This window comes from Anatilimnocola aquadivae (assembly GCF_049819085.1).
Taxonomy (GTDB): Bacteria; Planctomycetota; Planctomycetia; order Pirellulales; family Pirellulaceae; genus Anatilimnocola.
On the sequence record NZ_CP187419.1, the window covers coordinates 7,687,460 to 7,712,321 of the forward strand.

General features: G+C 58.9%; 20 protein-coding genes. 8 read left to right on the top strand and 12 right to left on the bottom strand.

The features are described 5' to 3' along the window. Positions 1-177: 177 nt before the first annotated feature. Positions 178-1,224, bottom strand: a complete 1,047-nt coding sequence (locus tag NA78x_RS30455; protein WP_425616153.1) for a DUF1559 domain-containing protein — start codon at positions 1,222-1,224, stop codon at positions 178-180. Positions 1,225-1,375: 151 nt separating this feature from the next. Between NA78x_RS30455 and NA78x_RS30460 the strand changes: the two genes are divergently transcribed. After that, the gene (locus NA78x_RS30460) at positions 1,376-3,031 is read left to right on the top strand and encodes an SHD1 domain-containing protein (RefSeq protein WP_425616154.1); all 1,656 of its coding nucleotides are present in this window, start codon (positions 1,376-1,378) and stop codon (positions 3,029-3,031) included. Positions 3,032-3,042: 11 nt separating this feature from the next. Here the strand turns inward: NA78x_RS30460 and NA78x_RS30465 are convergent, their stop codons facing one another. Then, on the bottom strand, positions 3,043-3,747 hold the full coding sequence (locus NA78x_RS30465; RefSeq protein WP_425616155.1) for a hypothetical protein: 705 nt from the start codon (positions 3,745-3,747) through the stop codon (positions 3,043-3,045). 237 nt (positions 3,748-3,984) lie between these two features. Here NA78x_RS30465 and NA78x_RS30470 point away from each other — a divergent pair, with 237 nt between their 5' ends. The 4 genes from NA78x_RS30470 (at position 3,985) to NA78x_RS30485 (ending at position 9,392) form a co-directional block, all read left to right on the top strand. Further along, positions 3,985-4,947, top strand: coding sequence for a hypothetical protein (locus NA78x_RS30470; RefSeq protein ID WP_425616156.1), 963 nt, complete (start codon positions 3,985-3,987; stop codon positions 4,945-4,947). A gap of 85 nt (positions 4,948-5,032) precedes the next feature. Continuing rightward, positions 5,033-5,245, top strand: coding sequence for a hypothetical protein (locus NA78x_RS30475; RefSeq protein WP_425616157.1), 213 nt, complete (start codon positions 5,033-5,035; stop codon positions 5,243-5,245). Between the two features lie 178 nt (positions 5,246-5,423). Then, the gene (locus NA78x_RS30480; protein ID WP_425616158.1) at positions 5,424-8,810 is read left to right on the top strand and encodes a redoxin domain-containing protein; all 3,387 of its coding nucleotides are present in this window, start codon (positions 5,424-5,426) and stop codon (positions 8,808-8,810) included. Between the two features lie 72 nt (positions 8,811-8,882). After that, positions 8,883-9,392 carry a tetratricopeptide repeat protein gene (locus NA78x_RS30485; RefSeq protein WP_425616159.1) on the top strand — a complete coding sequence of 170 codons (510 nt, stop codon included), beginning with the start codon at positions 8,883-8,885 and terminating at the stop codon, positions 9,390-9,392. Positions 9,393-9,400: 8 nt separating this feature from the next. On the opposite strand, the gene NA78x_RS30490 is transcribed toward NA78x_RS30485, so the two are convergent. The 10 genes from NA78x_RS30490 to NA78x_RS30535 all read right to left on the bottom strand — a co-directional run bounded on the left by NA78x_RS30490 (position 9,401) and on the right by NA78x_RS30535 (position 20,392). Continuing rightward, positions 9,401-9,775, bottom strand: a complete 375-nt coding sequence (locus tag NA78x_RS30490) for a DUF309 domain-containing protein (protein WP_425616160.1) — start codon at positions 9,773-9,775, stop codon at positions 9,401-9,403. Between the two features lie 50 nt (positions 9,776-9,825). After that, positions 9,826-10,569 carry a Bax inhibitor-1/YccA family protein gene (locus NA78x_RS30495; RefSeq protein WP_425616161.1) on the bottom strand — a complete coding sequence of 248 codons (744 nt, stop codon included), beginning with the start codon at positions 10,567-10,569 and terminating at the stop codon, positions 9,826-9,828. A gap of 143 nt (positions 10,570-10,712) precedes the next feature. After that, entirely contained in the window at positions 10,713-12,362 is a 1,650-nt protein-coding gene (locus NA78x_RS30500; protein WP_425616162.1) for a hypothetical protein, read from the bottom strand. Beyond that, the gene (locus tag NA78x_RS30505; protein WP_425616163.1) at positions 12,359-13,669 is read right to left on the bottom strand and encodes a DUF1501 domain-containing protein; all 1,311 of its coding nucleotides are present in this window, start codon (positions 13,667-13,669) and stop codon (positions 12,359-12,361) included. The genes NA78x_RS30500 and NA78x_RS30505 overlap by 4 nt, the downstream gene beginning before the upstream one ends. A gap of 46 nt (positions 13,670-13,715) precedes the next feature. Next, positions 13,716-15,293 carry a DUF1549 domain-containing protein gene (locus NA78x_RS30510; RefSeq protein ID WP_425616164.1) on the bottom strand — a complete coding sequence of 526 codons (1,578 nt, stop codon included), beginning with the start codon at positions 15,291-15,293 and terminating at the stop codon, positions 13,716-13,718. A gap of 42 nt (positions 15,294-15,335) precedes the next feature. Continuing rightward, positions 15,336-16,331 carry a DUF1559 domain-containing protein gene (locus tag NA78x_RS30515; protein WP_425616165.1) on the bottom strand — a complete coding sequence of 332 codons (996 nt, stop codon included), beginning with the start codon at positions 16,329-16,331 and terminating at the stop codon, positions 15,336-15,338. A 29-nt stretch (positions 16,332-16,360) separates the two neighbouring features. Further along, the gene (locus tag NA78x_RS30520) at positions 16,361-16,717 is read right to left on the bottom strand and encodes a hypothetical protein (protein WP_425616166.1); all 357 of its coding nucleotides are present in this window, start codon (positions 16,715-16,717) and stop codon (positions 16,361-16,363) included. 127 nt (positions 16,718-16,844) lie between these two features. Further along, positions 16,845-17,843: a DUF1559 domain-containing protein gene (locus tag NA78x_RS30525; RefSeq protein WP_425616167.1), complete on the bottom strand. Its 999-nt coding sequence runs from the start codon at positions 17,841-17,843 to the stop codon at positions 16,845-16,847. A 243-nt stretch (positions 17,844-18,086) separates the two neighbouring features. Then, entirely contained in the window at positions 18,087-19,190 is a 1,104-nt protein-coding gene (locus tag NA78x_RS30530) for an FAD:protein FMN transferase (protein ID WP_425616168.1), read from the bottom strand. A 149-nt stretch (positions 19,191-19,339) separates the two neighbouring features. Then, positions 19,340-20,392: a DNA ligase gene (locus tag NA78x_RS30535; RefSeq protein WP_425616169.1), complete on the bottom strand. Its 1,053-nt coding sequence runs from the start codon at positions 20,390-20,392 to the stop codon at positions 19,340-19,342. A gap of 816 nt (positions 20,393-21,208) precedes the next feature. Between NA78x_RS30535 and NA78x_RS30540 the strand changes: the two genes are divergently transcribed. The 3 genes from NA78x_RS30540 (at position 21,209) to ftsH (ending at position 24,853) form a co-directional block, all read left to right on the top strand. Continuing rightward, positions 21,209-21,655 carry a response regulator gene (locus NA78x_RS30540; RefSeq protein WP_425616170.1) on the top strand — a complete coding sequence of 149 codons (447 nt, stop codon included), beginning with the start codon at positions 21,209-21,211 and terminating at the stop codon, positions 21,653-21,655. 91 nt (positions 21,656-21,746) lie between these two features. Continuing rightward, positions 21,747-22,565, top strand: a complete 819-nt coding sequence (locus NA78x_RS30545; RefSeq protein ID WP_425616171.1) for a TrmH family RNA methyltransferase — start codon at positions 21,747-21,749, stop codon at positions 22,563-22,565. Positions 22,566-22,858: 293 nt separating this feature from the next. After that, on the top strand, positions 22,859-24,853 hold the full coding sequence (gene ftsH / locus NA78x_RS30550) for an ATP-dependent zinc metalloprotease FtsH (protein ID WP_425616172.1): 1,995 nt from the start codon (positions 22,859-22,861) through the stop codon (positions 24,851-24,853). Positions 24,854-24,862 lie beyond the last annotated feature (9 nt).

Sequence of the window (24,862 nt, forward strand, 5' to 3'; positions counted from 1 at the left end):
AACGACAATTGTACATTTGATCGTGACTAGTCTGGTCACAAGAAATAAGTCGTTCCGGCTGCTGGAGTACTTTCCTCGCACCCGTCCCGACCTCCGACTCCCGACCTCCGACCTCCGACCTCCGACCTCCGACCTCCGACCTCCGACCTCCGACTCCCGACTCCCGACTCCCGCACCCTACTGGTCGTTCGCATCATCCCGCCCGGCGGCCCAGCGGACGACGTTCTTGTCGCCCTGTTCGTAGAAGAAGCGAACCGAGCAGTCGCTATAGGCAAAGAACGCGCCGCCGGGATGACGGCTGCTGAAGGCTTGCGGAGCGGGGCCATTCACGTGCGCACTGGCGTCGTCGACACTCCACATGACATCGCTGACCCACATCGAAGCCGCTGAGCTCGGCGTCGCGGGTCGAAGGCCAGTCATGCCCGCCCAGAGCGCGGCTCGCTTGTCGGTGGCTTCGTCGTACATGCATTCGCCGATCATCACCGTGTTGGAAGTCCCGTCGGTGATCTTGGCCAGCCGCGTACGACTGTTCTGATACATCACGCCGCCGTAGTCGTAGTCGACCACAAACGCGCCCATCACCAGCGCGACAGCGACGCCGCGATAGTTCGACATGCCATGTTCGAGACGATCGGGATTCTTGCTCGGTCCACTATCCGACGGGCAGCGAAAGAGAGTGACCTTAAGCTCGGTAAGAGGCCCAGCGGGGGCCGGATTGATCCCGGCTCCGAACGCTTGCGTGTCCATGTGGGCCGCTTCGTACAGATTCTTCTGTTCGACAAAGGGCAAGATAGCTGAGCCCCACGACCAGCCGGGATTCAGGTTGGGAGCCTCGTAAGCGGACGGCAGATAGCCGTAAGTGTTTTCGTAGTTGTGCGAACCCAGGACCAGTTGCCGCAAGTGATTCCCGCACGTGGTGCGACGGGCCGACTCGCGGGCAAACTGCACCGCTGGCAACAACAGCGCGACCAGCACGCCGATGATGGCGATGACGACCAGTAACTCGACGAGCGTGAACGCCCGACGAACCGCACTGCGGCGCGCAGCGGGTCTACTCCTTGATGTCTCGATCATGACGACTAGCCCCCAGCGTGAGCGATTCTGCTGCCTTGCCTCCCGTTCCGGAGTCATCGCCCAAGTCGCAGTTATCTGCTTCGCCGCTTGTGTCGTCAACCAGAAACTTTGGCGACGAAACGAGGTGACGAACCAGCCTCGACGTTTCAACACACTCTGCTGGAAACATTTCGCCACTATTTCCTTTGCGCTCGTGCCCAATCAATGCCTCCATCGTGCGAGATTTAGGCACCAAAATTGACTTCATTCAACCCCCGAAGGTATGATCTGCGAGACATTTCCTCTGCGTAAGGATTCGGGCATGATCAACGCGCTAAAGCGGTCTGTGACGAGTGTGATGGTCGTCGTAGGCTTGGCCTGTCTCGCGGGCAACGTAGGCTGCGGCTCGAAGACCACGTGGAACGATGTCGTCGCCGAGAAAGTCCGCCTGCGCGTCGAGATGACGACCAGCGCGAATCAGTTGCGGAATCAATTTCGCGGCAATGTTCCCACAGGTGAGCAATCGCGATTCATCGAGCGCATCCGCGGCATGGACCAGCAACTTCAATTGAAGATGCAAGCCGCCCTCCGCGATTCGGGCCCAGCACCCACCGACATTGCCGACAATGTTAATGCTCCACTGGTAAGCGAAGCCCGTTCGCTGCTCGCTGGTGAACCGCCGACCATGGCTCAGAACATGCCGCCGGGTGGAATGGGCGTGGCACCAGGCATGATGCCCCCGGGCGCAATGGGCCCCGGCATGATGCCCCCAGGGATGATGCCTCCTGGCGGAATGGCCCCAGGCATGAATCCTGGCATGATGCCGCCGGGCATGATGCCCCCAGGTGGACCGGGCATGATGCCCGGCGGTCCGGGTATGGCTGGTCCTCAATTCGATGCCAAGGGCTTTGAGGAAGCTCGCCAGCGCGGCATCGAACAGGAAATTGCCAGGGAGGCGAGCCTGTCGCAGAACAAAGAGGCCGATCGCATTCGCGATTTGATCATTGGCTACCACAAATCCCCCAGCCAATCCTCGGGCAGCCGACGCGAGCAGACGCTCGTCCCCGCCCAACGAGACATCATCGATGAGATGCAAGCGATCGAAAAATCGCTGCGGACCAAGCAACTCACTCCGAGCGATAAAAGTGAGTTGATGGTGAAGCAAAGTGAATTGGAGGTGCAGTTCAACAAGCTCGGGAGAGAAGAACGGGATCGACTGCAATTGCTGGCCGATGCCGCTGAAAGGCAACGGCAGGAACAAGAACGAATCGAACGGGAAAAGCAAGCCGAAGAACTACGCAAGGTGAGCGAGGTTCGCGCTCGCGAGTTTGCTCTGGCCCAAGAGGTGAGACGCAAGGCCGAGGAAGAGAGTGCCTTGAAGTTCGCCGCGAAGATGGCGGAGATTAACAAGGAGCGTGATGAAGCCCGCCGTGTTGCCGACGCTCATGCCTTTACCGAGTCGATCAACCGCGAGCGCAAAAAGCGAAACCTGGCACCGCTGCCCGAAGCGATGAAGCCCATCAAAGCACCGCTCACGAACAAGTCGTTGGCACCTGGCTTTGAAGTTGCTGAAATGGGCCAAGTCAAACCGAAGGATGCCGTCTACGTTCACAGCGACGGTCATTGGCACGATGCGAAAGTGAAGACCAAGCGTGGCAAGTTTGTCGAGATCATTCACATCGCACTTGAAAACACCGAGACCGTGACCCTCGATCGGCTGCGTCTGAAGAAGAATCCAGACCCCGCAGCAGAAGCAGCGAACGGCGAGGCTGTCGCGGCAAAACCAGCGGAAGAGAAAGAGCCACTGACGAAGGTCTGGACCAACAGCACCGGCACGTTCAGCGTGGAAGCGGAGCTGCTCGGCTTCGAGAAGGGCCTGGTGATGCTGAAACGCAAGGACGGGGGGCTAGTCAACGTCCCGCTCGATCGTCTGTCGGAAATCGATCAAGCCGTCATCAAGAAACTGTATCCGCAATAGCAGTTCTGTCTTTACGCGGCCCGCTGAGCCAGATCGCTAAAGAGCTCATCCAGGCAGCGGGTGTTTTTGCCCCAGTCGAACACTTGCCCCGTGACGGTTGCTGTGGCGCTCACTGCAGCAGCATCGCTTCCCTGACGACGGACCGTCACCAGCAGGCTGCCGGCCAGCGACCAGACATCGGAAGGTTGAGTCGCTTCGATCACGCAGCCATCAGCGGCCTGGGTGACATTGCGAATCGGTCGACCGCGCCGTGCGAGCGAACAGAGCGTCCGCACAATGGCCTCGCCCACCGGCGCTGCCACCTGACCATCACGCTGCTTGTCGGTCTTGATTCCCATTCGCGTGAACACGATCTGGGCGACGGCAGCGACCCCTTCCAGCGACACAGCCTGGGGCACGAGTTTGTCGGCGATGGCCAGGAACTGCTCGCCGCTGATCCGCTGGGGAGCCAGCTTTGCGTGCCGCTGAATGGTCTGGCGCACATCCGGAAACTTGAGGATGTTTTCGTAGCTGACTTCCTGCTCCCAGTCGGGCAGCACTTCGACCAGCGTGCCATCGTCGTTCAAGATGGGGATGTGGTCGACGACAATCCGGGCACCACAGTTCGAGCAGAACTTTCCCTGGGCGGACTGGCCGCAGTCGGCGCAAAAAAAGGCTTGGCTGTGCATGAGCGTCCCTGCCACTTTCGCGGGCGTGAAGGTATCTACTCGTTTCATCGACCAGCGACGCAGGCAGCCTTTTCTCAATTCTGGCGATAAAGCCCTTGCTAGCGATGTGGTTGCGGTGCAGGCCTGGCGAAGTAGCCGCTCGGGTTATGGTTTGCCCCGTTGCCAGAATTCTTGGTAACAACCGGCAGAAATCCCCGCTTGATAGTGCAGACGAGCCAGTTGAAAAACTTCCCACCTTCCGCTCGTCTCCCGCCTCACTTCCCACCTTTGCTGGAGATTTCTGCCATGTCTCGCGCTACCCGTTCGACCCCTGCTGCCCGTCGGTTCGCCATCGAAAACCTGGAAAGCCGCCAGCTGATGGCCGGCGACGTCGACCTGCTGCAAACCGGCGGCAACCTGTTCATCACTGGCGACAACGACGCCAACGGCCTGTTCATTCGCCAACTGAGCGAAGATCGGTTCGCGATCATCGGCACCAAGACCGGCAGCGGCAACACCACCGTCGAAGGCCAGGGCTTTCAAGTGGTCAATGGTGTAACGGGCAGCGTGTTCCTGAACATGAACGGCGGCAACGACTCGGTGAAGTTCGATCGCGGCGATACCTTCATTGCCAGTCGACCCGGTTTGCCCTCGCTGGGCGAGTTTCCGCAGGTGAAGCAGAACCTGCAGGTGAACATGGGAGCCGGTGCCGACACGTTCACTACCAATGGCCTGCAGGTGCAAGGTCGCGTGATTATCGATACGGGCTTTGGTAACGATGCCGACACCGTCAAGCTGGATGGCCTGATCGTCCGCGCCGAGAACGGCGACCAGGCTCTGGAGATTGATACTCAAGGTGGCAACGACCGCGTCGAACTGATTGACGGCACGTTTCAAGGGCTGGTCGATATCGATACCGGCACCGAGAACGACCTGGTGAGCATCATCGACATCTTGATTTCCAGCGACTCGGACCTGCGAATTCGCACTCAGGCCGGCAACGATCAGGTCACCATCGAAGACAGTCTGTTTGACCGAACGGTCGATATTGAAACGGGGGCCGGCCAAGATGTGGTGCTGCTGGAGGAACTGCGTCTGAACGGCGAGTTAGAAGTCGACATGGGCACCGACAACGACATTCTGCAGATTGACGAAATCATCGCTGCCTCAGCCGACCTCGATGGCGGCCTTGGCACTGACGCCCTGATCGACCTCGACAACAGCATCTTCAAGGCTTTCGACCAGGACAACTTCGAAATCGTGGTGTAGTCGGCCCCTTCAACCGTACAACCCAAAAGGTGCAAAGCCCCGTCACTCTGGCGGGGCTTTTGCGTGCGCGGTTAGAATGGCGAGGATGAGAATCATCGCGTTGCACTTGTTTTGGTTAACGCTACTTTGGGCGGTTGTCGTAACCTGGTGGCTCCGCTCGCTGAACGATCATATTGCCGACGAGCAGTTTCAAGTTCGCCGCGAGTATCTTCGTCGACGCGACGAATTGCGAGCACTAACGATCGAGAGTCGCAAAGGCCTGCTGCCAGAGCGACGGATGTGCAGCAATGGGTGGTAAGCAGTTCCACCGTTGTCCACTTCGCCCGACATAAAATCCGAATTTCGAACTGCCCGCCAGCATTCTTTCCAGCCATTTGCGGCGAACCTGCTTCTCAGCCTAGAATTGAGGTTCCCGCCTACGAGCCGCCGGTTCGGCCGCTCAAGCTTTGTTCTCTCGATCTCCGGATTGCCCACTCATGCATTGCCGAGCACTCGCTTCCCTTAGCCTCTGGCTGCTTGCCGCCGCACTCGTCGCACCGCTCCACGCCCACGGACAAGAGGCTTCTGCTGCACCAGCGGCCGCAGCGGAAGAAAAGAAGCCCGAAGAGAAGAAGCCGGACGAAGCGAAGCCGGTAGAGGCTCCCAAGGAAGAGCCGAAGAAAGAAGAACCGAAAAAGGAAGAGCCCAAACCGGCTGACGCGAAGCCGGCTGAGGCCAAGCCCGAAGAAAAGAAGGCTGACGATCAGAAAGCAGACGAGAAGGCTCCTCCGTCCAACGGTCCGCTGCCGGGGCATTCGCTGCATGCCGAGGTCTTCAACGAAGGTCCACGGCAAAAGGCTTACCTGATGCCCGGGATGCCGAAGATCGAATTTCCTGTGACCAGCAAAAATCCCGAAGCGGTTGCCTTCGTCCTGCAAGGGATCGGCCAGCTGCACGGCTTTTGGTACTACGAAGCCGAGCGCTCGTTTCGCCAGGCCGCGGCCCTCGATAAGGACTGCGCAATTGCCTACTGGGGCATGGCTCTGGCGAATATGGACAACCGCGAGCGCGGCAAGAAGTTCATGGCCGAGTGCATCAAGCGCAAAGCGAACGCCGGCGAGCATGAAGTGCTGTATATCGACGCGCTCGATGCCTATCTGAGGGCCGACAACAACAAGAAGAAGGAACGGAACGAAGCCTACACGAAGGCCCTTGAGAAGATTTTGTACAAGTATCCCGACGATCTCGAAGCCCGCAGCCTGCTGGCGCTACAGTTGTGGAAGAATCGCGACTCGGGCCTGCCGATCAGCAGCTTTCTGGCCGTCGACGCGCTCATCGATCAGGTCTTTCTGAAGAACCCGATGCATCCAGCGCACCACTATCGCATTCACCTCTGGGATATCGAACGAGCCGACAATGCACTGAAGTCGGCAGCGCTGTGCGGGCAATCTTCGGCAGGCATCGCCCACATGTGGCACATGCCGGGGCACATCTACAGCAAGACGCGCCGCTACGACGATGCCTGCTTTCAGCAAGAGGCTTCCGCCCGCGTCGATCATGCCCACATGATGCGCGATCGCGTACTGCCCGATCAGATTCACAACTTCGCCCACAACAACGAATGGCTGATTCGCAATTTGATTCACACCGGCCGCGCTCGCGAAGCGGTCGAACTCGCCAAGAACATGACGTCTCTCCCGCGCCATCCCAAGTACAACACGCTCGATCGTGGCGGCAGTGCCCAGCTGGGCCGCTCGCGGTTGTGGGAGTCGCTCGTCAAGTTCGAACTGTGGGACGAATTGCTTGCCCTGACCGAAACGCCCTACCTCGACGCCACTGAGAAAGAAGCCGAACAACAGAAGCGTCTGAAGCACATCGGATTGGCCCTGTATCGCCGGGGAGAACTGCTCGCCGCCGATGCACTCCTCGCACAGCAGCAACAATTGCTCGACGACATGGTCGACGATCAAACCATCGCTGGCACCAAGGCCGAAACCAAGGCCAAGGATGAGAAGAAGTCCGAGGGCGATGTGAAGAAGGCTGTCGAGACCGCCAAGAAGACCTTCGACGCCAAGCTGACTCCGCTGAAGAAACTCGTCGAAGAACTACAAGGTCACCAAGCCGTCGCCCAAGGCGATTTCAAGAAGGGGCACGAACTGCTGAAGAAGGCCGGCGGTAGCGACAATGGCTATCTCGCCTGGCTGCAGTTCAAAGCCGGCAATGCCGACGAGGCCATCAAGGCGGCCACAACAAACGTCAGCAGTCGCAAGAACGAAGTCATTCCGTTAATGAATCTGACCGAGATTCAATTCCTGGCTGGCAAGACCGGCGACGCTCGCAAGACGTTCGACGAACTGCGCGAGATCTCCGGCCAGATCGATCTCAGCGCGCCCATCTTCCAGCGGTTTGCTCCCATCGCGAAGGAGTTAGGACAGGAAGGTGATTGGCGGATTGTGAAGGCTCCCAAGGCCGATACGGGCAATCGCCCTTCGCTCGATTCGCTCGGTCCCTTCCGTTGGGCTCCTTCGCCGGCGCTCGATTGGCAACTGACCGATGCCGACGGAAAGAAGCACGGACTGGCCGACTATCGCGGCAAGCCGGTGATTGTTCTGTTCTTCCTCGGTCACGGCTGCTTGCACTGTGCCGAGCAGATCAAGGACTTCGGCAAGGCTCATTCGCAGTTCGCGGCGGCGGGCATCGAGATTGTCGCGGTGAGCAGCGATGACCAGGCGGGGCTCAAGTCGTCAATCGACAACTATACCGATGGACCGATTCCGTTCCCGCTCGTGGCCGATTCGAACCTGGCGACATTTCAATCGTATCGCTGCTACGACGACTTCGAAAAACTGCCGCTGCACGGCACCTTCCTGATCGACAGTCAGGGGCTCGTTCGCTGGCAAGACATCAGCTTTGAGCCTTTCAAGGATACGAAGTTCCTGCTCGGCGAAAGCAAACGCCTGCTCAATCAAACGCTAGGCGCTTCCGACACCAAGCCTTCCGAAGTGAAGCCGGTGACCAGTCCGATGGCTGCCATCCAGCGAGCGACCACTGACCTGGGCGCTTGCGAAGCGACTGCCGCTCCTTATCAATCGGTCGGGTTTGTCGAACTGCCGAAAGACGTGGAACTGGGTGCCGTCTCAGCTGTCGCCATCGGTAAAGACGACGAGATTTACATCCTCCAGCGTGGCGAAGTTCCGTTGCTCGCCTTCGACAAGACCGGCAAATACCTGCGAGGCTGGGGCCAAGGCCTGTTCAAAGTGCCGCACGGCCTACGGGTCGACAAGGAAGGCCACATCTGGACGACCGACAACGGCAATCACGTGCTGCGGCAGTTCAATCGCGAAGGTCGCTTGCTGCTCACCTTCGGCCAGGAAGGGAAAGGCGTCGGTGGCGAAACGGGCTTCAAGTCTCCCGACGATCTGGTCATCGATAGTGCCGGCAACTTCTACGTTGCCGATGCCGGCAATGGTCGCATCGTCAAGCTCTCGCCCGAAGGTAAGTTTGTTTCCGCTTGGGGCAAGAAGGGAAAAGGCGAAGGAGAGTTCGCCACGGCTCACGGTCTGGCCATTGATCAGAAGGACCGCATTTACGTTGCCGATCGTGGCAACAAACGAGTGCAGATCTTTGACAACACGGGCAAGTACCTCGACAGCTGGACCTTCGGCGGCAATCCGTTTGGCCTGATTGTGATCGGCGACGAACTGATCGCCACCGACGGCGACGTGCATAAGATCTATCACCTCGACACCACCGGCAAGACCGTTGCCTCGTGGGGCGATCCCAAGTCCCTCCTGCTGCCGCACCTGATGGACCGCGATAGCCGCGGCCGTCTCTATGTCAGCGAAGTGAACGGCAAGCGCGTGCAGATTTTTGAACGGAAATGACGGGGAAGGGGTTAGGGGCCAGAGATTAGGGGCCAGGGACGAGAGGCGGGAGACGAGAGGAAAGAAGATTTCATGTCGCAACTGCCCATCGTGCGTCCGATACTTTGGCAAGCATGCATTCCGCAGCTTCTGGTCGGAGCTTTCTGTTGCTGGGTTGGTTGGAAGTGGCTTGGCAATGCCAGAGGGATCGTGCTCGGCTCGGGAGTTTATCTCGCCTACTCGCTCGGCTCTCGGCAAATTCTGGCGCGTCACCATCGTCGCGGAATTGGCCTGTATAAGCGGGGCGAGTTTGCGGCGGCGATCCAAGCCTACCTGGCCAGTTACACATTCTTTGATCGTTACCGCTGGCTCGACGACTACCGCTCGATTTTTATGATGACCCCCGGCGCGATGGCTTACCGCGAAATGGCTCTCGTCAATATCGCCTTCTGCTACGCACAGTTGGGAAACGGTCCCCAAGCGATCGCCTACTACGAGCGCACCCTGCAAGAGTTTCCCGGCAACGGAACGGCCGAGGCCGCACTAAGGATGTTGGCTGCGGCTCAAACGATTCCCGCGGCTGCCGGTGATTCGCGCGCGTAGTGCCAAAGCTACGCTTCCAGATGAATTTCTGGAATCAAGTCGGCATTCACTTCGACTTGCGGAAACTCGTCGGTACTGCTCAGGAATTCCTGGCAGCAGATTTCGAGTTCGGCGAGCAGCTTTTCGATATTGAGCCCTTCGAACACCGGCCCGTAAGGCTGCAGATAGCCGCGGCTGCTGTTGTACAGCTTCTTGGCGCCGCGAATGTTGCCGTTGCCGAAGTGGTGCATACAAACGGCAACGTGAATCAGCCCTTTGTAGAACAGCCGCGACGGACCGCCGACGTCCTTCCACAGATCTTCCCACACTTCGTGGGCTTCAAAGAAATCGCACTTGTTGAAGTGCTCGATTCCTTCGAGATAGCGGTGGTCGTAGTCGGTCATGTGATTGCGGCTGAGGGAGACTCGTTGGTGAAACGCGAAGCCAGGACGGCCTACCGGCGATTGAGCGCGATCAGCAGACGCAGGATGTTATAGAACAGCAGCGTGATCGAGGCGAACAAGGCCAGCGAGGCCGAGACGTACTGATCGGTGCGATACTTGAACAGGATGTTCGAGGTGTCGTACAGGATGTAGGCACTGGCCAGGCCCACCATGGCAGCGGCAAACCAGACACCCAGTTGAAAGTTGAAGAAGATGCCGGCGACCACCACGCCCATCGTGGCGATGCCCGCCCACCACAGGTACTGGCCCCAGCCCGAGAAGTCGGCTTTAGTCAAAACCACAAACGTCGTCAGACCACCAAAGATTAGCAGCGTGAGCAGACCGGCAGCGGGAATGGTTTCAGGAGCGGTTCGCTGGGCGATGTACAGCAGCGGGACAAAGATCAACGCTTGAGCGAAGACGTAGAGCAATAGCCCGGCGTATTGCATCGCTTTGGAGGTTTCCGAATTGGCCAGCGATTGAGCGAGCCAACTAGCGGCCATGAAGGCCCCGATGACCATCAGCCAGCCGAACCGACCGCCCAGCAACATGGCCATCGTGCCCTGCAGCGTTTGGGCGGGGACGAGCGTGAAGATGGCGGCTTCGATGCCGGTGAACAGCAAGATCGCGCCAAACACGTGCAAGTAAACCCGGCGAATAAAAGTCGTCCGGGCCGATTCTTCCGCCAGAGCTGCCGGCACCGTCCCAATATCAAACGGAGATTGGTAGGGGTTCGTCTTTTCGTAGTAGTTCATGGCGGTGCCAATCGTTAGAGTCGGAAGAAAAGCAACCTCGCGGCCAGCGCGCGCGGCTTCTACCCAACTCTAGGGGGCAATTTGCGAGTGGTCAAGTCGCAGCGAAACGGCGGCTCCACTGCTCGGCCGGACGTGGCAGCACGTCACTTGTTGTTGGCCTGCTGAGCCTCGGCGAGTGAGACTCGCTCATCCTCATCGGCATCAAGCTTCTTGAAGGCAGCAGGTGGCCCGGTGAACTCGCGCTTCGAGATTTCTCCGTCCTGGTTGCGATCCATCGCCAGGAACCAGTTTGGCCCCGTGCGCTCGACAGCCCCCAGCACCGACTGTGGATAACCATGACTGGCGGTAATCATGACCAGTCGTGGCAAGCGATCAAAGTTCAAGTGCCCGTCGTGGAGCGCGCCCGCCGCCGAGATTTGCGAACCTGCTGCCCGCAGTTCCGCAGTCGAGAGCGCCCCGTCGTGATTCGTATCGAGCAATTCGAACAGCCCCTGGCCTGCATCGAGGAGTGTAAACAACACCTGGGACTCTGCCAGTTGCTGTTGCAGCGCCAGCCACGCTTGCAGTTCGTCCTTGCTCAGTTGATCATCGCCATTGCGATCGACCGTGGCAAGCAGCGACGGCCATTCGCGCTCTTTGGCCTTCTCCAGTTCGCCTTTATCCAGCAGCAGGTCGTCGTTCTGATCGTCTTCGTCGAATCGCTCGCGCAGCCTTTCATAGCGGGCCTCGGCCACTTCCGGGAGCTTGCCCAGGTCGGTGCGCACGACCAAGTTGATGCCGGGCTTGGTCAATACGAGGGAACCGAATTGTAGGGAAGCGTCGGCAGGGATAGTCGCTTTGGCAACAGGCACGGGGCGAGTAACGGGCGAGGCCTCTGTCTTTGCAGCGGGCTTCGCGAATTGAACTTGAATCGCGAAGTTTGGTGCTTGCTCGCGCCAGGTTGCCAGCTCGGCAACGACGAGCCTGTCATCGCGATTCGCATCAAGGGCTGCGAACAAGGGAGCTGCCAAATCCGTCTCCGCCAAGGCGAGTTCACCATCGCTATTGCGGCCAAGCCGTTTCAGAACCACGGCTGCCCAGGCTTGATCGCTTCCATCTTCGGGGAGCAACACGGCGGCGATTTGATGGATGAGCGCGGTCGAATCAGTGCCAGGCTTCGGCGGCAAGAGCAGGTAACTGCCACTGGCGCCCGGATAGCGCAGGCCAACGAGCAACTCGCCAGCACCGATCATTTCGTCGTCGTTCCGATCGAAGCGCTCGATAGCCGAGGCTGCACTCTTGAGTTCGGCTTCGTCAGCACGGCCGTCTTTGTTGGCGTCGAGCAACTGCAGTAGCGCTGCATTCATCGCCTTTGTTTGCGGCAGCAGACCCGCGCCGATGAGAGGCTTGTCGATCCCCGCGCGCCGGTAACAGGCCGCGACTTCACTCTCGCTGGCCTGACCATCAGCGTTTGCATCAAGCTCAGCAAACGTCAGCGGCTGTCCGAATGCGGGGGTGAATCCCGCGCTCAGCACTTCGCGCATCGCTTGCAGCGAAGGGAGTCGAGCTGCCTCTGGCGCGGATAGTTGCCCATCGCCGTCGCGATCATAAAACTTCACGATCGCAGCGAAGTTCTCGGTCCACTTGTCGCTGAGCGAACGATCGCCATGCATCACACTTAGCTGCGCGCGAACCGCCCCTTGCTGGCCGCAGAGAACCAGTTCGCACTCAAATGCTTGCGAGCTGGCAGGCACGCAGCCACCAAGGAGTAAACCAACCAGCCAATTCAGGACTGCTCGTCGCCCCAGGATCATAGGACCTCCGAAATCGGCTTGGCGGTTGGATCGGCGATGCGAATTGGCCGGCTGACATTCGAAATGTTCTGCTTCATCGGATCGATGCCCACCGCCTTGCAGACCGTGGCAATCAAATCGGGAACTGCCACCGGACGATCTTCGACCGTCATGCCATCGTCACTCGTCTTGCCAATCGTTTGACCGCCACGGATACCGCCACCAGCGAGAACCGTCGACCAGGAGTGAGGCCAGTGATCGCGTCCCGCGGTGCCGTTGATCTTCGGTGTGCGACCAAACTCGCCCATGCACAGCACGAGGGTCGAATCGAGCATGCCACGCTCACGCAGATCGGTCAGGAGTGCCGCAAAACCGTTGTCGAGTGTCGTCGACAGCGTCTTCACGCGATCAAAGTTGCCTTGGTGCGTGTCCCAGCCATCGAGGGTGACTTCGACGAACGGCACGCCCCGCTCGACCAATCGACGCGCGAGCAAGCAGCCTTGGCCGAATTGAGTCCGGCCATAGGTATCGCGCAGTTTGTCGTTCTCTTCGCTCAAGTCAAAGGTCTTGGCGGCTTGAGGCCTCATCAGGCTGACCGCTTGAGCGGTCGCCGAGCGCATCGTTTCGACCACGCGGCTGTTCTTGCCGGGCTCGAAGTTAGCCTCCATCCGCTCGAGCAATTCCAAGCGATTTCGCTGCGAGCTCTCCGTCACACCTTCAGGGCGAGCCAGGTTCGGCACCTTCAGCGTGGTCCCTTCGTCCGCTGCACCGGCTGGATTGCGGTTGCGACCATCGCCCACCATCAGGGGCGAATAGCGTGGCCCGAGGAAGCCACCGCCGATCGAAGCGTTGCGGCGCGAAGCAACGCTCACATACCCGGGCAGATCCGCTGAAGTGTCTCCCAGTTCTTTGGCTACCAGCGAGCCAATCGCGGGGAACTGCAAAGCGCCCTGCGGTACGTAGCCCGTCACGCCCAGGAATGTCGCGCGGCCGTGATCGCCTTCTTTTGTCTTCATCGAGCGAATGATGGCGATATCTTTCATTTCCTGAGCCACGCGGGGCAGGTGCTCGCTGATGCGAATACCAGCCACGCTGGTATTCATGCCCTGGTACGGGCCACCGTTCGCGTTGCCAGTCTTCAGGTCCCACATGTCGATGGTGGACGGACCGCCACTGAGCCAGAGAACGATGACCGACTTCTTCCGTTCGGGCGAAGTTGTCGCGCCACTGGCTAAGCCTTGCAGCCACGACGATTGCGACAGGCCAACCGTAACGGCGGCACCCGCTCGAAACAGATCACGGCGCGAAAGGGAGCTTGTTCGTGACATGAAGAATCCTCTGGGGCAAACGTAGGGAATGATGAGAAGTACTGAATTAGTGATTGGTGTTGAATTCGCTGCTGTTGAGCAGAACCCAGAAGACGTCGGCCAACGCGGCGCGCTCGGAGCGTTGCTCGCCTTCGGCAGCCAGCTCCTTGTTGGCGACATAATCGAGCAATTGTTTGGTTTCGGCCGGATTGGGCCGACGATTGAGCGCCGCGAAGAAGAGCATTTCGACTTTCTCGGTCTGACTGAGAAACGGGGAGTCGGCGGCTGCGGCCAGCAAGGGCGTCTTCTCAGGAGTCGTGAGTTCGCGACTCAGTTCGCCGTTCATTAGCGTGAGAGCCTGCACGATCGACCGTTCGGCATCGACGACCCGCTCGACGTGCAGCAGCGTTGTAAATTGTGCGCGGCGGTTGGCTTCGCTGGACGACAGCAAATCGTTGCGTACCGTCGGTAAACCAGCCGCGATGACCATGCTGTCGTACAGCTGCTCACCGGTGAGACCACGAACGGGCATCTTCTCGAACAGATGCAGTTCTTCCGGCGGAGACGGGCCAGCGGCGATCGTGGAAAATTGATACGCGCGAGTGTTAACCAATGCGCGCGTCAAAAATTTGAGGTCGTAGCCGCTGGCCACAAACGCATCGGCCAACTCTTGATGCAACGCCGGCAGGCTCGAAGGATTCTCTTCGCTAATGTCGTCGAGTGGTTCAATCAAACCGCGACCAAAGAACTGCGCCCACATGCGATTCACGGCATTGCGAGCGAAGTAGGGATTCTCCTTGTCCGTGATCCAGGCTGCGAGAACCTTCGGTCCTGTGCTTGTTGCCAGCTCAGCGGGCCAGTCCGGAGTTTCGTTGTCGAGCAGCTTGGGCCGCAGCCGACGATCGGTTTCCGGAATCTTCACTTCCAACACCGCAACCTGGCTATCGGCCATTTTCTGGGGCGCAGCAAAGAACGCGGCCGTCTCCCAAAACTGATCGCGGGTCCAACGCGAAAAAGGATGGTCGTGACACTGCGCGCAGTCGAGATTCAAACCGAGGAACGCCCGCGTGGTATTCGCAGCGAGATTCTCGGCTCGAAACAAGCTGGCGGCCTGAAACCCAATCGGATTCACTTCCTCGTTAGGCTTCCCTTGCACCACAGGTTGGGTGCGAGCGGCGAGTAGCAACTGTTCGACCATAGTGTCGTAGGGCACGTTGTCTCGAATTCGCACCGCTGCCCACGCTTCGAAGTCACCCGTGAGCCTAGCGAACTCCTGCGTATCAGCCTGAGGAATCCAAATTCGCCGCCACACGGTGGCAAAGTGCCGGGCATAGCCACCCGACGAGATCAATTGCTCGACAAGCAACGCGCGCCGCTCGGGACGCGCATCCGCGAGATACGCCTGCGTTTCGGCCGCCGTGGGAATGCGCCCCACCAGGTCCAAATAGACGCGACGGAGGAACGTCGCCTCATCGGCAACGGCTGCCGGTTGCAGGCCCGCTCGTTGCCAAGCGCTGGCCAGATGCTGATCGATCTTGGCGGCGAGTTCACCGGAGCTCGGCGATTCAGCCAGCGTTATTACAGGCACAAACAGCGACAGGACAAGTCCCGAGCAAATCCAAACCTGCCGTGAGAGCATCACCATAGAACGTCCTGGGTAGAAAGCGAATCATCGTCGCGAGCAAAACTAGAATGAATCGTTCGTGATCAGTTGACCATCGTCGCGGGTGGTCAAGCGGCCGAAGGTGAGACCATCCAGCTTGGGAGTTACGAAGCGGACCGCGCCGTCGCAGAGGAGGATGTTCGCCCCCTTCTCGTGAAAGCCGTAGATACCGAACGTGTTGTTGCAGTTGACGGTGCAATCGGTGCTGTCTCCCCGCGCACTTCGCAAACCATCTTTGGACGTCGGATCCATGGGGGCAAACGCGATGGAGCCGTAGCCGGCCCAGGTCCCTCTCGAAATGTTTTCTCCGGCAAACAGATTGTCGTCGCTTTCCTTTTTGCCATTCCGCCAGGTGGCAGGCGCCCCCGCTTTTTCAATGATCAGAATTGTTTGCGAGAGGCCATCGGTAATCTGCGTGAGCGGGCGGTTATCGGTATCGGTCATTGCTTGCCGCTGATTGCCGAGGCCACCTTCGGGCCAGCCGACGCCGTAGCCAGTGCGCGGCATAAAGAAGCCGTTCGAGGCAATGTAATCGTTGAGCCCGCATTCAATTTCAAACAGCGTATCCTTGTTGGGATTCGCGGAAGCCCCAGAAGCGTTGGAGCGAATGAGCAGCTTGCGATCTGCTGGCGCGGCCGGACAAACGAATTCCGTCACCTTCGTTTCGACGACTTTCTTGTTGATTGGATCGAAGAAGTCGTAGTCGGAGTGATAACCTGCTGCCAACTTCTCGTGCATATACGGCAAGACTTGCCCGCCCCAGCCGCCGTAAGGTGCATTGCCAAAGCCGCCCCCGGTGCGACGCGGAGGTAAGCCACCTTTCGCTTGCTCGAACTGCTGAAACGACTTGCCGAGTTTTTGCAAGTTCTGTTTGCACGTATCGAGGTCGGCCGTGGCTTGCCACTGCACGAGCGCAGGTGCAAACAGGCATGTGGCGACGGTGCAGCAACCGAGCGTCACCAGCAGGTCCATCAACGTGAAGCCCGACCGGCGAGACGAAGGCAAGGAAGGTTGTTTCATGACGGACGTGCTCCGAGCGAGTATCTGGGCTAGTTCAATGCGAAGGGCAGAAGTGTGTTGGGTCCGGGCAAGACGCTGACGCGAAATTTCGATCGCTGCGGATTGTTGTATGCGCCGCGCAGCTTGTCGACTTCAGGCACTGGATCGGGGTTCGTCGGCTCATTGATGTGATCGGGCCATTGAATGGTGATGGCATAATCACCCACCGGCGCACCGTCGCCAGGTTTGAGCGAAGTGATCTCGAACGTGCCAGTAGCATCGGTCAGAGCCGCGGGCGAGTACTTCACTTTGCCGATGTCGGTCAGGGGATTGAAAATCACCCGAAAACCGACCGCAGGCTGGCCGCGAAACGTGACCGTTCCTTTCACGGGATGGAGCGGTGGCATGTCCAACTTGGGGCGCGAGTTACAGCCCACGATTGCGACTGCAAGCAGTACCATCACCAACAAATAAACACGCCTGATCATCAATTCGAGTCTCGACCTGCAAGTGGAAAAAGTGAACGTGCGTAACTTATTCGGCCAATGTCATGCCGTCGTCAATCACACAGATCTGAGCAAACAAGAGGGCCTTCATATTGGCCGCCGCAAACCGCACCGAGCCGTCGCAATACAGCACGTTGGCACCGGCGGGGTGAAAGCCGTAAATCTGATTTTGGTTGGCGCAGTTCACGGCACACGGCGTGGTGTCGCCCGACGTAGACGAACCTGCCGTCAGGCCGTCCGGCGAGTACGTCGCGTACACAAACGATTGCCAGCCTGCCCAGTGCCCGCGGTTTTGCGTTTGCGACTGCAATCCTGGCTGGCGAACGCCACCTTTGAAGATCATGGGCCAGCCGGCCATCTCGTTAACCAGCAGTGTGTTCGACGTGCCGTCCTTGATCTCCGACATCCTTCGCGGAGTCCACGTGGGAGTGTAAGGAGTGAATGATGGCGAACTGTCCCACAGCGCGTTGACAAAGTTACTAGCAGCACCGTTGTAGCTGAATTCGGCGCCCCAGCCATTCGTGGGCACCGTCAATCCATTCGGCACCATGTAATCCATGTAAGTACTGACAAAGAAATTGGTGGTCTTATCAGCATTTTGCGATCCAGCGGTTGCCTTGCCGCCGGAGGTCATCTTCGTCCCGGTGTGCGGTGTGGTTGGGCATTTATAAAACGGCAGCACGATGTTGGTGACGGGTGCGTTCACCGGATCGTAATAGTCGTAACGCAAGTCGTACTTGTCCCAGAGGGGAGCTTGCTCCATGTAGGGCAATATGATCGCCCCCCAGCCGACGTAGCCATGTCCGTCGGTGTTCGACGAGTAGCGTCGCGGAGGCAATCCCCCGCGGGCACTTTCGAAGTTATGGAAGCCGAGCCCCATTTGCTTCAGATTGTTCTGACAACTCATGCGCCGCGAAGATTCACGGGCCGCTTGTACGGCCGGCAACAGCAGAGCCACAAGTACGCCGATGATGGCAATCACGACGAGTAACTCGACGAGCGTAAACGCGCTCCTGCGTAACCTCATTGCAGCATTCCAATTCAGAAGTCAAACACCATGCGGGCGAGACAGTCGCATGTCTATTAGGCAAATGCCGGGCCACTGCTTCGTGCTGCTATATCTCTCGGGGAAACGCGTTTTCTAACGACTTCTTTAGACGCGGTTTGGCGACTTGCGCGGCGCGCGTGACGATGCAACCGACACCAAGCGAGGCCGCAGCATCCTGAGAAATACCCTCCGGCGTTGACGCTACCGGCTCAAGTTAGGGTGTCACTCGGCGAGCAAGTTCTTCCAGGCATCTGCAGCCAGGTTGAAGGCATGCAGTTCGATTTTCCCGGGATGCTTGCCGTGGGTAACGAGCAGCGACGCGACATCCGGCCGCTGCCGGCTGAAAGCGCCTGCTTCGTCGAGGTTCATTACATACAGGGCGGTGGCCAGCGCGTCGGCTTCCGCTGCGGTGGGAGCGATTACGGTGCTGGTGAGAATTCTTTCCGCAGGCCAGCCTGTGCGGGGATCGATGATGTGCCCGTAACGTCGACCGCCGTGATGGAAGTACTGCGATCCGCTGCCGGACGTTCCCAGGGCCTGATTTCGCAGGTGAAACTCTGCCATTCGCTCTGTGGGTCGCAGCGGATGCTTAAGAGCGACGGTCCAGTGATTGCTTTGCTCGTCACGCTGGCCGCGGGCAAGCACACTGCTATTGCCGCCGTGCAGCAGGCAGTCGGCTAGCCCTTTATCAGCGAGCAGATCCGCAGCGCGATCGAGCGCATAGCCTTTGCCTATGGCCCCCAAGTTTAACTCAGCACCCGGCTTCAAAAACTGCACCGTTTGCCGCTCAGCATCCAACTGTAGCGATTCGGCACCGACGGTTGCCAGAGCCTCGTCGATTTCCGCCTGTGTGGGCATGCGTCCTTCACGGCGAAAGAAGCCCCAGGTTTTGGTCAGCCGCCCCGCCGTCACATCAAAGGCGCCGCCGGTTTGCTGATGCAATTCCTGTGCTCGCTGCAGCAGTTGAAACAAGCCAGCTTCGACTTCGACAGGGCGAAACGAAGCGATGGCATTGAGCCTGCTGACTTCGCTGTTGTCGCGATACACGGTCAGTTGATCTTCGAGTGCGGCAATTAAATCGAGTGCGACCACCGACACATCGGTCCCACTCGGATAACGAACCGGGTCGAAGAAAATCTCGAACTCGCAGGCCATTGCGTCGCGACTGACATGCAGCAGCGGTCGTGCAGGCCTGCTGGCAGGTGCCGGAGCAACGGGCGCTGCTGTTTGCGGCGAGGTCTCGGCCACCAACTTCACTAACACTTGGCGCGCACTACGCCCGGCTAAAAAGTCACGTCGCGAAGATGGTTCATCGGGCTTGGTCACTGGCAGACCTTGAGGCGCGGTGGCGCACGGGTGTGCTTCCAGGATAGCGAATCGTGCCGCATAGCTGATAGATCCCGTGCTAGGGAACCAAACTGTAGGGTGGCCAATCGCGAGTCGCGCGTGAACAGATGAATCAACCGGCGAATGTTTTAATCCAGATCCTTTCGCTGCGTTGGCTTGCCGGTCGCATCGGATCGTTCTCGAACAAACGAAGGGAATCGTGGTACGCCGCCATCAGTCAATTCCTGATAGCGAAAAGTGATTGTGGCACCGATTGCCGGCGGCCGCTCTCGCTGGGCATCCGAGAAACCAGTACCCACAGAGAACTGCGTGCCGTTTGGTAGGGCAACCAACAGCGCACCGAGCCGCCCTTTGTGCCTTCCCTTGCCTGGTTGATGGCTAACGACGACAGCCTCGGCGTCGTGGAATGTCTTGACCTTGAGTAGCGTCGAAGATCGCCCAAACTCATAGCGCGAGTCCGGTTGTCGGAGCATCAGGCCTTCGCCGCCCAAGGACTCAATGCGGCAGAGTTCCTTCCGCAGACTATCGGTCCCTTCGCAAATGCTCTGATGCAGGACACGCATTTGCGCAGAGGCTTGTTCCAGCTTGCTCCCACGAATTGCCTTGAGCCGATCCTCGAATGTGCCTCCCGCGGACGGGGCATCAAAGACCACGTACAGCACCCTTTTCCAGTGGTCGCTGCCATCCTGCCGCCTGACGATGCTGACCGTCTGCTGGAATGCCTTGCGGTCGATCCACAACTCACCATCGAGCGGTGTCGTGGGAAAGCCAGCCGTGAACCAGACGGGGGCGTGGAAGCGGTTTCCTTGCCTCGAAACGAAAGTCTCCCCAGTCCAATAGGCTCGGACACCGTCCAGCTTTTCGCTCATATACCAACCGGTAAGATCACGCTCGTTATCCCATGATTCGGCGAGCAGCAGTTTCGGAGCATGGCTCTCCGCGGCCTCGCCCGCTGGCTTTGTGGTTGGCATAGCAGCAGATGCTTGACCGAGTCGCTTATTCTCGGCTTCATCACCAAGATACTTCCGCAGATGCTTGCAAGTTCGCCGTTCAATCGAAACCGATTGATTTCGCCATGCCGGGCAGGTGCAGGAGTAAACGCCACCCGTGTTTTTCAGGATGTACGGCTTGGCGCCGGAGCCCTGCATTTCAACGGACTGGCCGTCGAGTAGATTTGCCATCGGCAGACTCCGCGGGGAGTAACAAGTGGAATGAAGAACGGATGGACGGCGCTACGCAACATCCACGAGTACTGCACGAATATCGCTGATTGGATAGTCTCCCTCTTGGGCCCTCGCAGATGTCGGCGCGTTTCTGGTGACGTTGTGGCCCAACGCGAAATGACTTCCTTTGGTAGTGCCACATGATAATCTGAGGGGAGGCATTGGAGACCAGGGCAACCACAAACTGACTGTTTTTTGATACCAGGGACTTGCCACAGGAAGTCGTCGTTCCAGCCTGCGATTCTTCTGCGCGTGGCAACGCTTTCCTGGCTGTCGACATGCTTGAGAAGCCCGCTCGCGAAGCGTTTCAGTCAGGCCACATTGTCGCCCGCGATCCGATCCCGTGGACGGCCTACATCCTAGCGAAAGGTCACGGCCGGGCACCAATGCAAGGTGTTTTCGATCGCACAATGAGCACGCATAGCTAAGCACGCACAGCCTGAGCGAATTGCTTCACGTTCATTGGTAACGACGTCACGAAATAACGCGTGTCATAGGTATCCTGAAGTTCATTCTCCAAGGCAGGCAATCGCAGCTACAACTGCCGCGAATCAGAAACCACGGTATTGGTGGGACTAGGCTGAATCATCTCTGAGTCTGGCGGAAAATGACGACGCGTTTGTCAATATCTTGATCTTGCGTCGCTACGGGCGATCAATGTCGAAGGGCAAGGCTTGGGGGGCCGTTTTCGGCCAGCGACCCGCGCACTAGAATGATGGCTTGCTCAGCGACCTCCCTCGTCGCGTTCCACTCGCCTTTCAAATCTGCGGTGTCATGCCAGCTAAAAGCCGAATCCTGATTGCCGACGATAACCAGGCCAACCGCGAGCTGCTGGAAGCCTATCTGGCCGCCTACGACTGCGATACCGAAATAGCGGTCGACGGCCAAGACACGCTCGCCAAGGTTAAATCGTTCAATCCCGATCTGATCTTGCTCGACGTCATGATGCCCAAGCTGAACGGCTTCGAAGTCTGCACCAAGTTGCGGGCCGATGCGGCCACCAAAAAGATCATGATTCTGATGGTCACGGCGCTCAACGAAGCCGGCGATATCGAGCGGGCCGTGAAGGCCGGCACCGACGACTTCGTCTCGAAGCCCGTCAACAAGACCGAACTACTGAAGCGCGTCGAGTTCATGCTCAAGCACAAAGACGTCGTCGATGAACTCGAACGGCTGCGCCGTTACATCGACGAAATGGAAAATCGCCAGCAGGGCAAGTAGTGCCTTCTTGGTAGCCCGACGCGTCAGCGCGGGAGACCGGCCCATTGACTCTCCCTCGCTGACGCGTCGGGCTACTTGAATCGCGCGAATCATGCTCCCTCCCATCACCAGCTTGCAAAACCCGCGAGTGAAGCAAGCGGTCAAATTGCGCGACCGCTCCGGACGCGACGATCAACGTTTGATCATCATCGACGGCCAGCGCGAAGTGGAACGTGCCCTCTCGGCCGGCGTGCGATTAAAAGAACTCTTCATCGAAGCTGATGTGCTTCATCCAGACGCCGAGCGGCAGCTAGCTCGTCAGGCGCGCGACTGTGATGCCGATGTGCTTGATGTCACGGCCGAAGTGATGCAGAAACTGGCCTTCGGCGAACGAAGGGCCGGCGTCGTTGCCACCGCGGAACCACCAACGGCCACACTCGGCGAGTTTTCAGCAAAGTTGAGTCAGCAAAAAGCGAAGCCGCTGATTCTGGTGCTCGAAGCGGTCGAGAAGCCCGGTAATCTCGGCGCGGTGTTGCGCACGGCCGATGCGGTCGGTGCCAGCGGGCTGATTGTCTGCGATGCGCGCACCGATCTCTTCAACCCGAATGCGATTCGCGCCAGTCTCGGGGCCATCTTCACCGTGCCGCTCGCACAGGCCACCGTGGCCGAGACGATCGCCTTTCTCCGCCAACACCAGCTGGCGATGATTACCGCTCGCGTGGATGGTGCCGTGAATTACACGGCTGTCGACTACCGTCGGGCAGCCGCAGTGATCCTCGGCAGCGAAATGGCGGGGCTTACCCCCACTTGGCATCAGCCCGATATGCAGGCGATCCAGTTGCCCATGCTCGGGCAAATCGACAGCCTCAATGTTTCGGTCACCGCCGCCGTTGTGTGCTACGAGGCATTGCGGCAACGTACTGCGGTGTAACCGAGCTAGAAAACTGTCTAGTGCTGGCAAGGACGTCGGCGGCGGTTCGCCGCCGGACGAAAGAATGATTTCTTCGCAGAAGTGGCCGCAGCAAGCGTGTTCCGCAGGTGCGGGATGCACAAACTGGCCGGCGCAGCTAGAATGCTAACGTAAACTGTCTGCACGTTGGCCAACTACCCGCGACCACTGTCGCGACCCCAATGCTACTGGTGCGATACCCCTGGAGGCGTCGCTCTTCAGTGGTCTGGGCGAATGCCAGCGGGGCGAACGAAGCCTCTTAGGATGGGTGCTCGATGGAGAAGTATGAAAATGACGAGGGAGACGGCGAAAATCGTCGATCTGCACCTCGGGCTGCGGGACTTGGCATTGTGATGATGCTCGGCATCCTGTTGGTGGTGGGAACCATGTTCTTCATCCAGCAGCCTCGTGATGTCACCTCGATCACGTCCAGCTTCTTTGAAGAGCAACTCGAAGCCAAAAATATTCAGGCCGTGGAGATTGGCCAAACCAGCGCGACGGGCTTTTTCAAAACCAAGCCGCCGTTGCCCCCCAGGCTAAACGCCAAGGGTCAACTGGAGCCACAGGTCGACAAGGCGGGCAAGCCCATTCTGGCGCACGCCAAGTTTGTGGTGAACCTCGACCCGAATCGCAAAAACGACCCCGCGTTTGAGCAACTGCTGCGCAACAGCGGAGCGATTCGCGAAATCGCTCCCTATAGCGATCCTTCCGTTTCGCTGTTCGTCATCGGGCTGATGGTTTCCGTCGGTCTGTTTGTAGTCATCCTGTGGTTCATGCGTCGCACGCAGGCCCAAATGATGGGTGGTGGCTTCTTCTCTGGCTTTGGTCGCAGCCCGGCCAAACGGTACGAAGCTTCGAGGCAGGCCATTACGTTCAAGGACGTGGCGGGTGTCGAAGGAGTGAAGGCAGACCTGCAAGAAATCGTCGAGTTCCTCAAAACGCCCAAGAAGTTCCAACGCCTGGGTGGCCGCGTGCCCAAGGGTGTGTTGCTCAACGGCCCGCCGGGTACTGGCAAGACATTGCTCGCTCGCGCTGTGGCTGGCGAAGCAGGGGTGCCCTTCTACTCGGTCAACGGTAGCGAATTCATTCAGATGTTCGTCGGCGTGGGCGCTAGCCGCGTCCGCGATCTGTTCAAGAATGCGAAAGAGAATTCACCAGCGATCATCTTCATCGACGAAATCGATGCCGTTGGTCGTCAACGTGGCGCTGGCCTGGGTGGCGGTCACGACGAACGCGAACAAACGCTCAATCAAATCTTGAGCGAGATGGACGGCTTTAATCAGACCGATTTTGTCATCGTCATGGGCGCGACCAACCGGCCCGACGTGCTCGACCCTGCGCTGCTGCGGCCTGGTCGTTTCGACCGCCACGTCACTGTTGGCAAGCCGACGCAACGAGCCCGCGTCGAGATCTTCAAGGTTCACACGCGCGATGTGCCTCTCGGCGATGACGTCGATTTGAATGTGCTCGCCTCGCTGACGATTGGCCTTACCGGAGCGGATATTCGCAACATCGTCAACGAAGCGGCCCTGTGGGCGGCTCGGTACGACAAGAACAAAGTCGAAATGGCTGACTTTGACTATGCTCGCGACAAGACTCTCATTGGTCCCAAGCGGGAAGAAGTGCTGCAAGCCAAGGAAAAGGAAAAGACCGCCTATCACGAAGCGGGACACACGATTTTGGCCTGGGTGCTGCCCGGTGCCAACCGCGTTCACAAGGTGACCATCGTTCCCCGCGGGATGACCCTCGGTACCACGCAAATGCTGCCGTCCGAAGATCGGATGAGCATGGCCGAAAGCGAACTGCGCGATCAACTGGTTGTGCTTCTCGCTGGCCGAGCTGCCGAAATGCTGATCTACGGCGAAGGGACTGTTGGGGCTCAGAACGATCTCGAACGAGCCACGGCCATCGCCCGCCACATGGTCACCAGCTGGGGCATGAGCGAGCAAATGGGGCCCGTCAGCTTCAAAATGAGCGACGACGATCCGTTCCTCGGCCGCGAGATGCATCAGCAGCGGCAATTCAGCGAAGCGACGATGGAGCGCATCGACGAGGAAATTGGTCGCATCTTGCGCGAAGCGGCCGATCGGGCCAACAAGGTCCTCTCGGACAATCGTGAAAAGCTCGAACAGCTGACGCGCCGCTTGATTGAGAAGGAAGAACTGGACGACGAAGACCTGACGCTCGTCCTGGGACCCTCCATTCAGTCTCGCAGTGGCAGCGCGGAGCGGGGCGCACCGGCCGAAGTGCCACGCACCAGCCCGACGTAGGGCGACAAC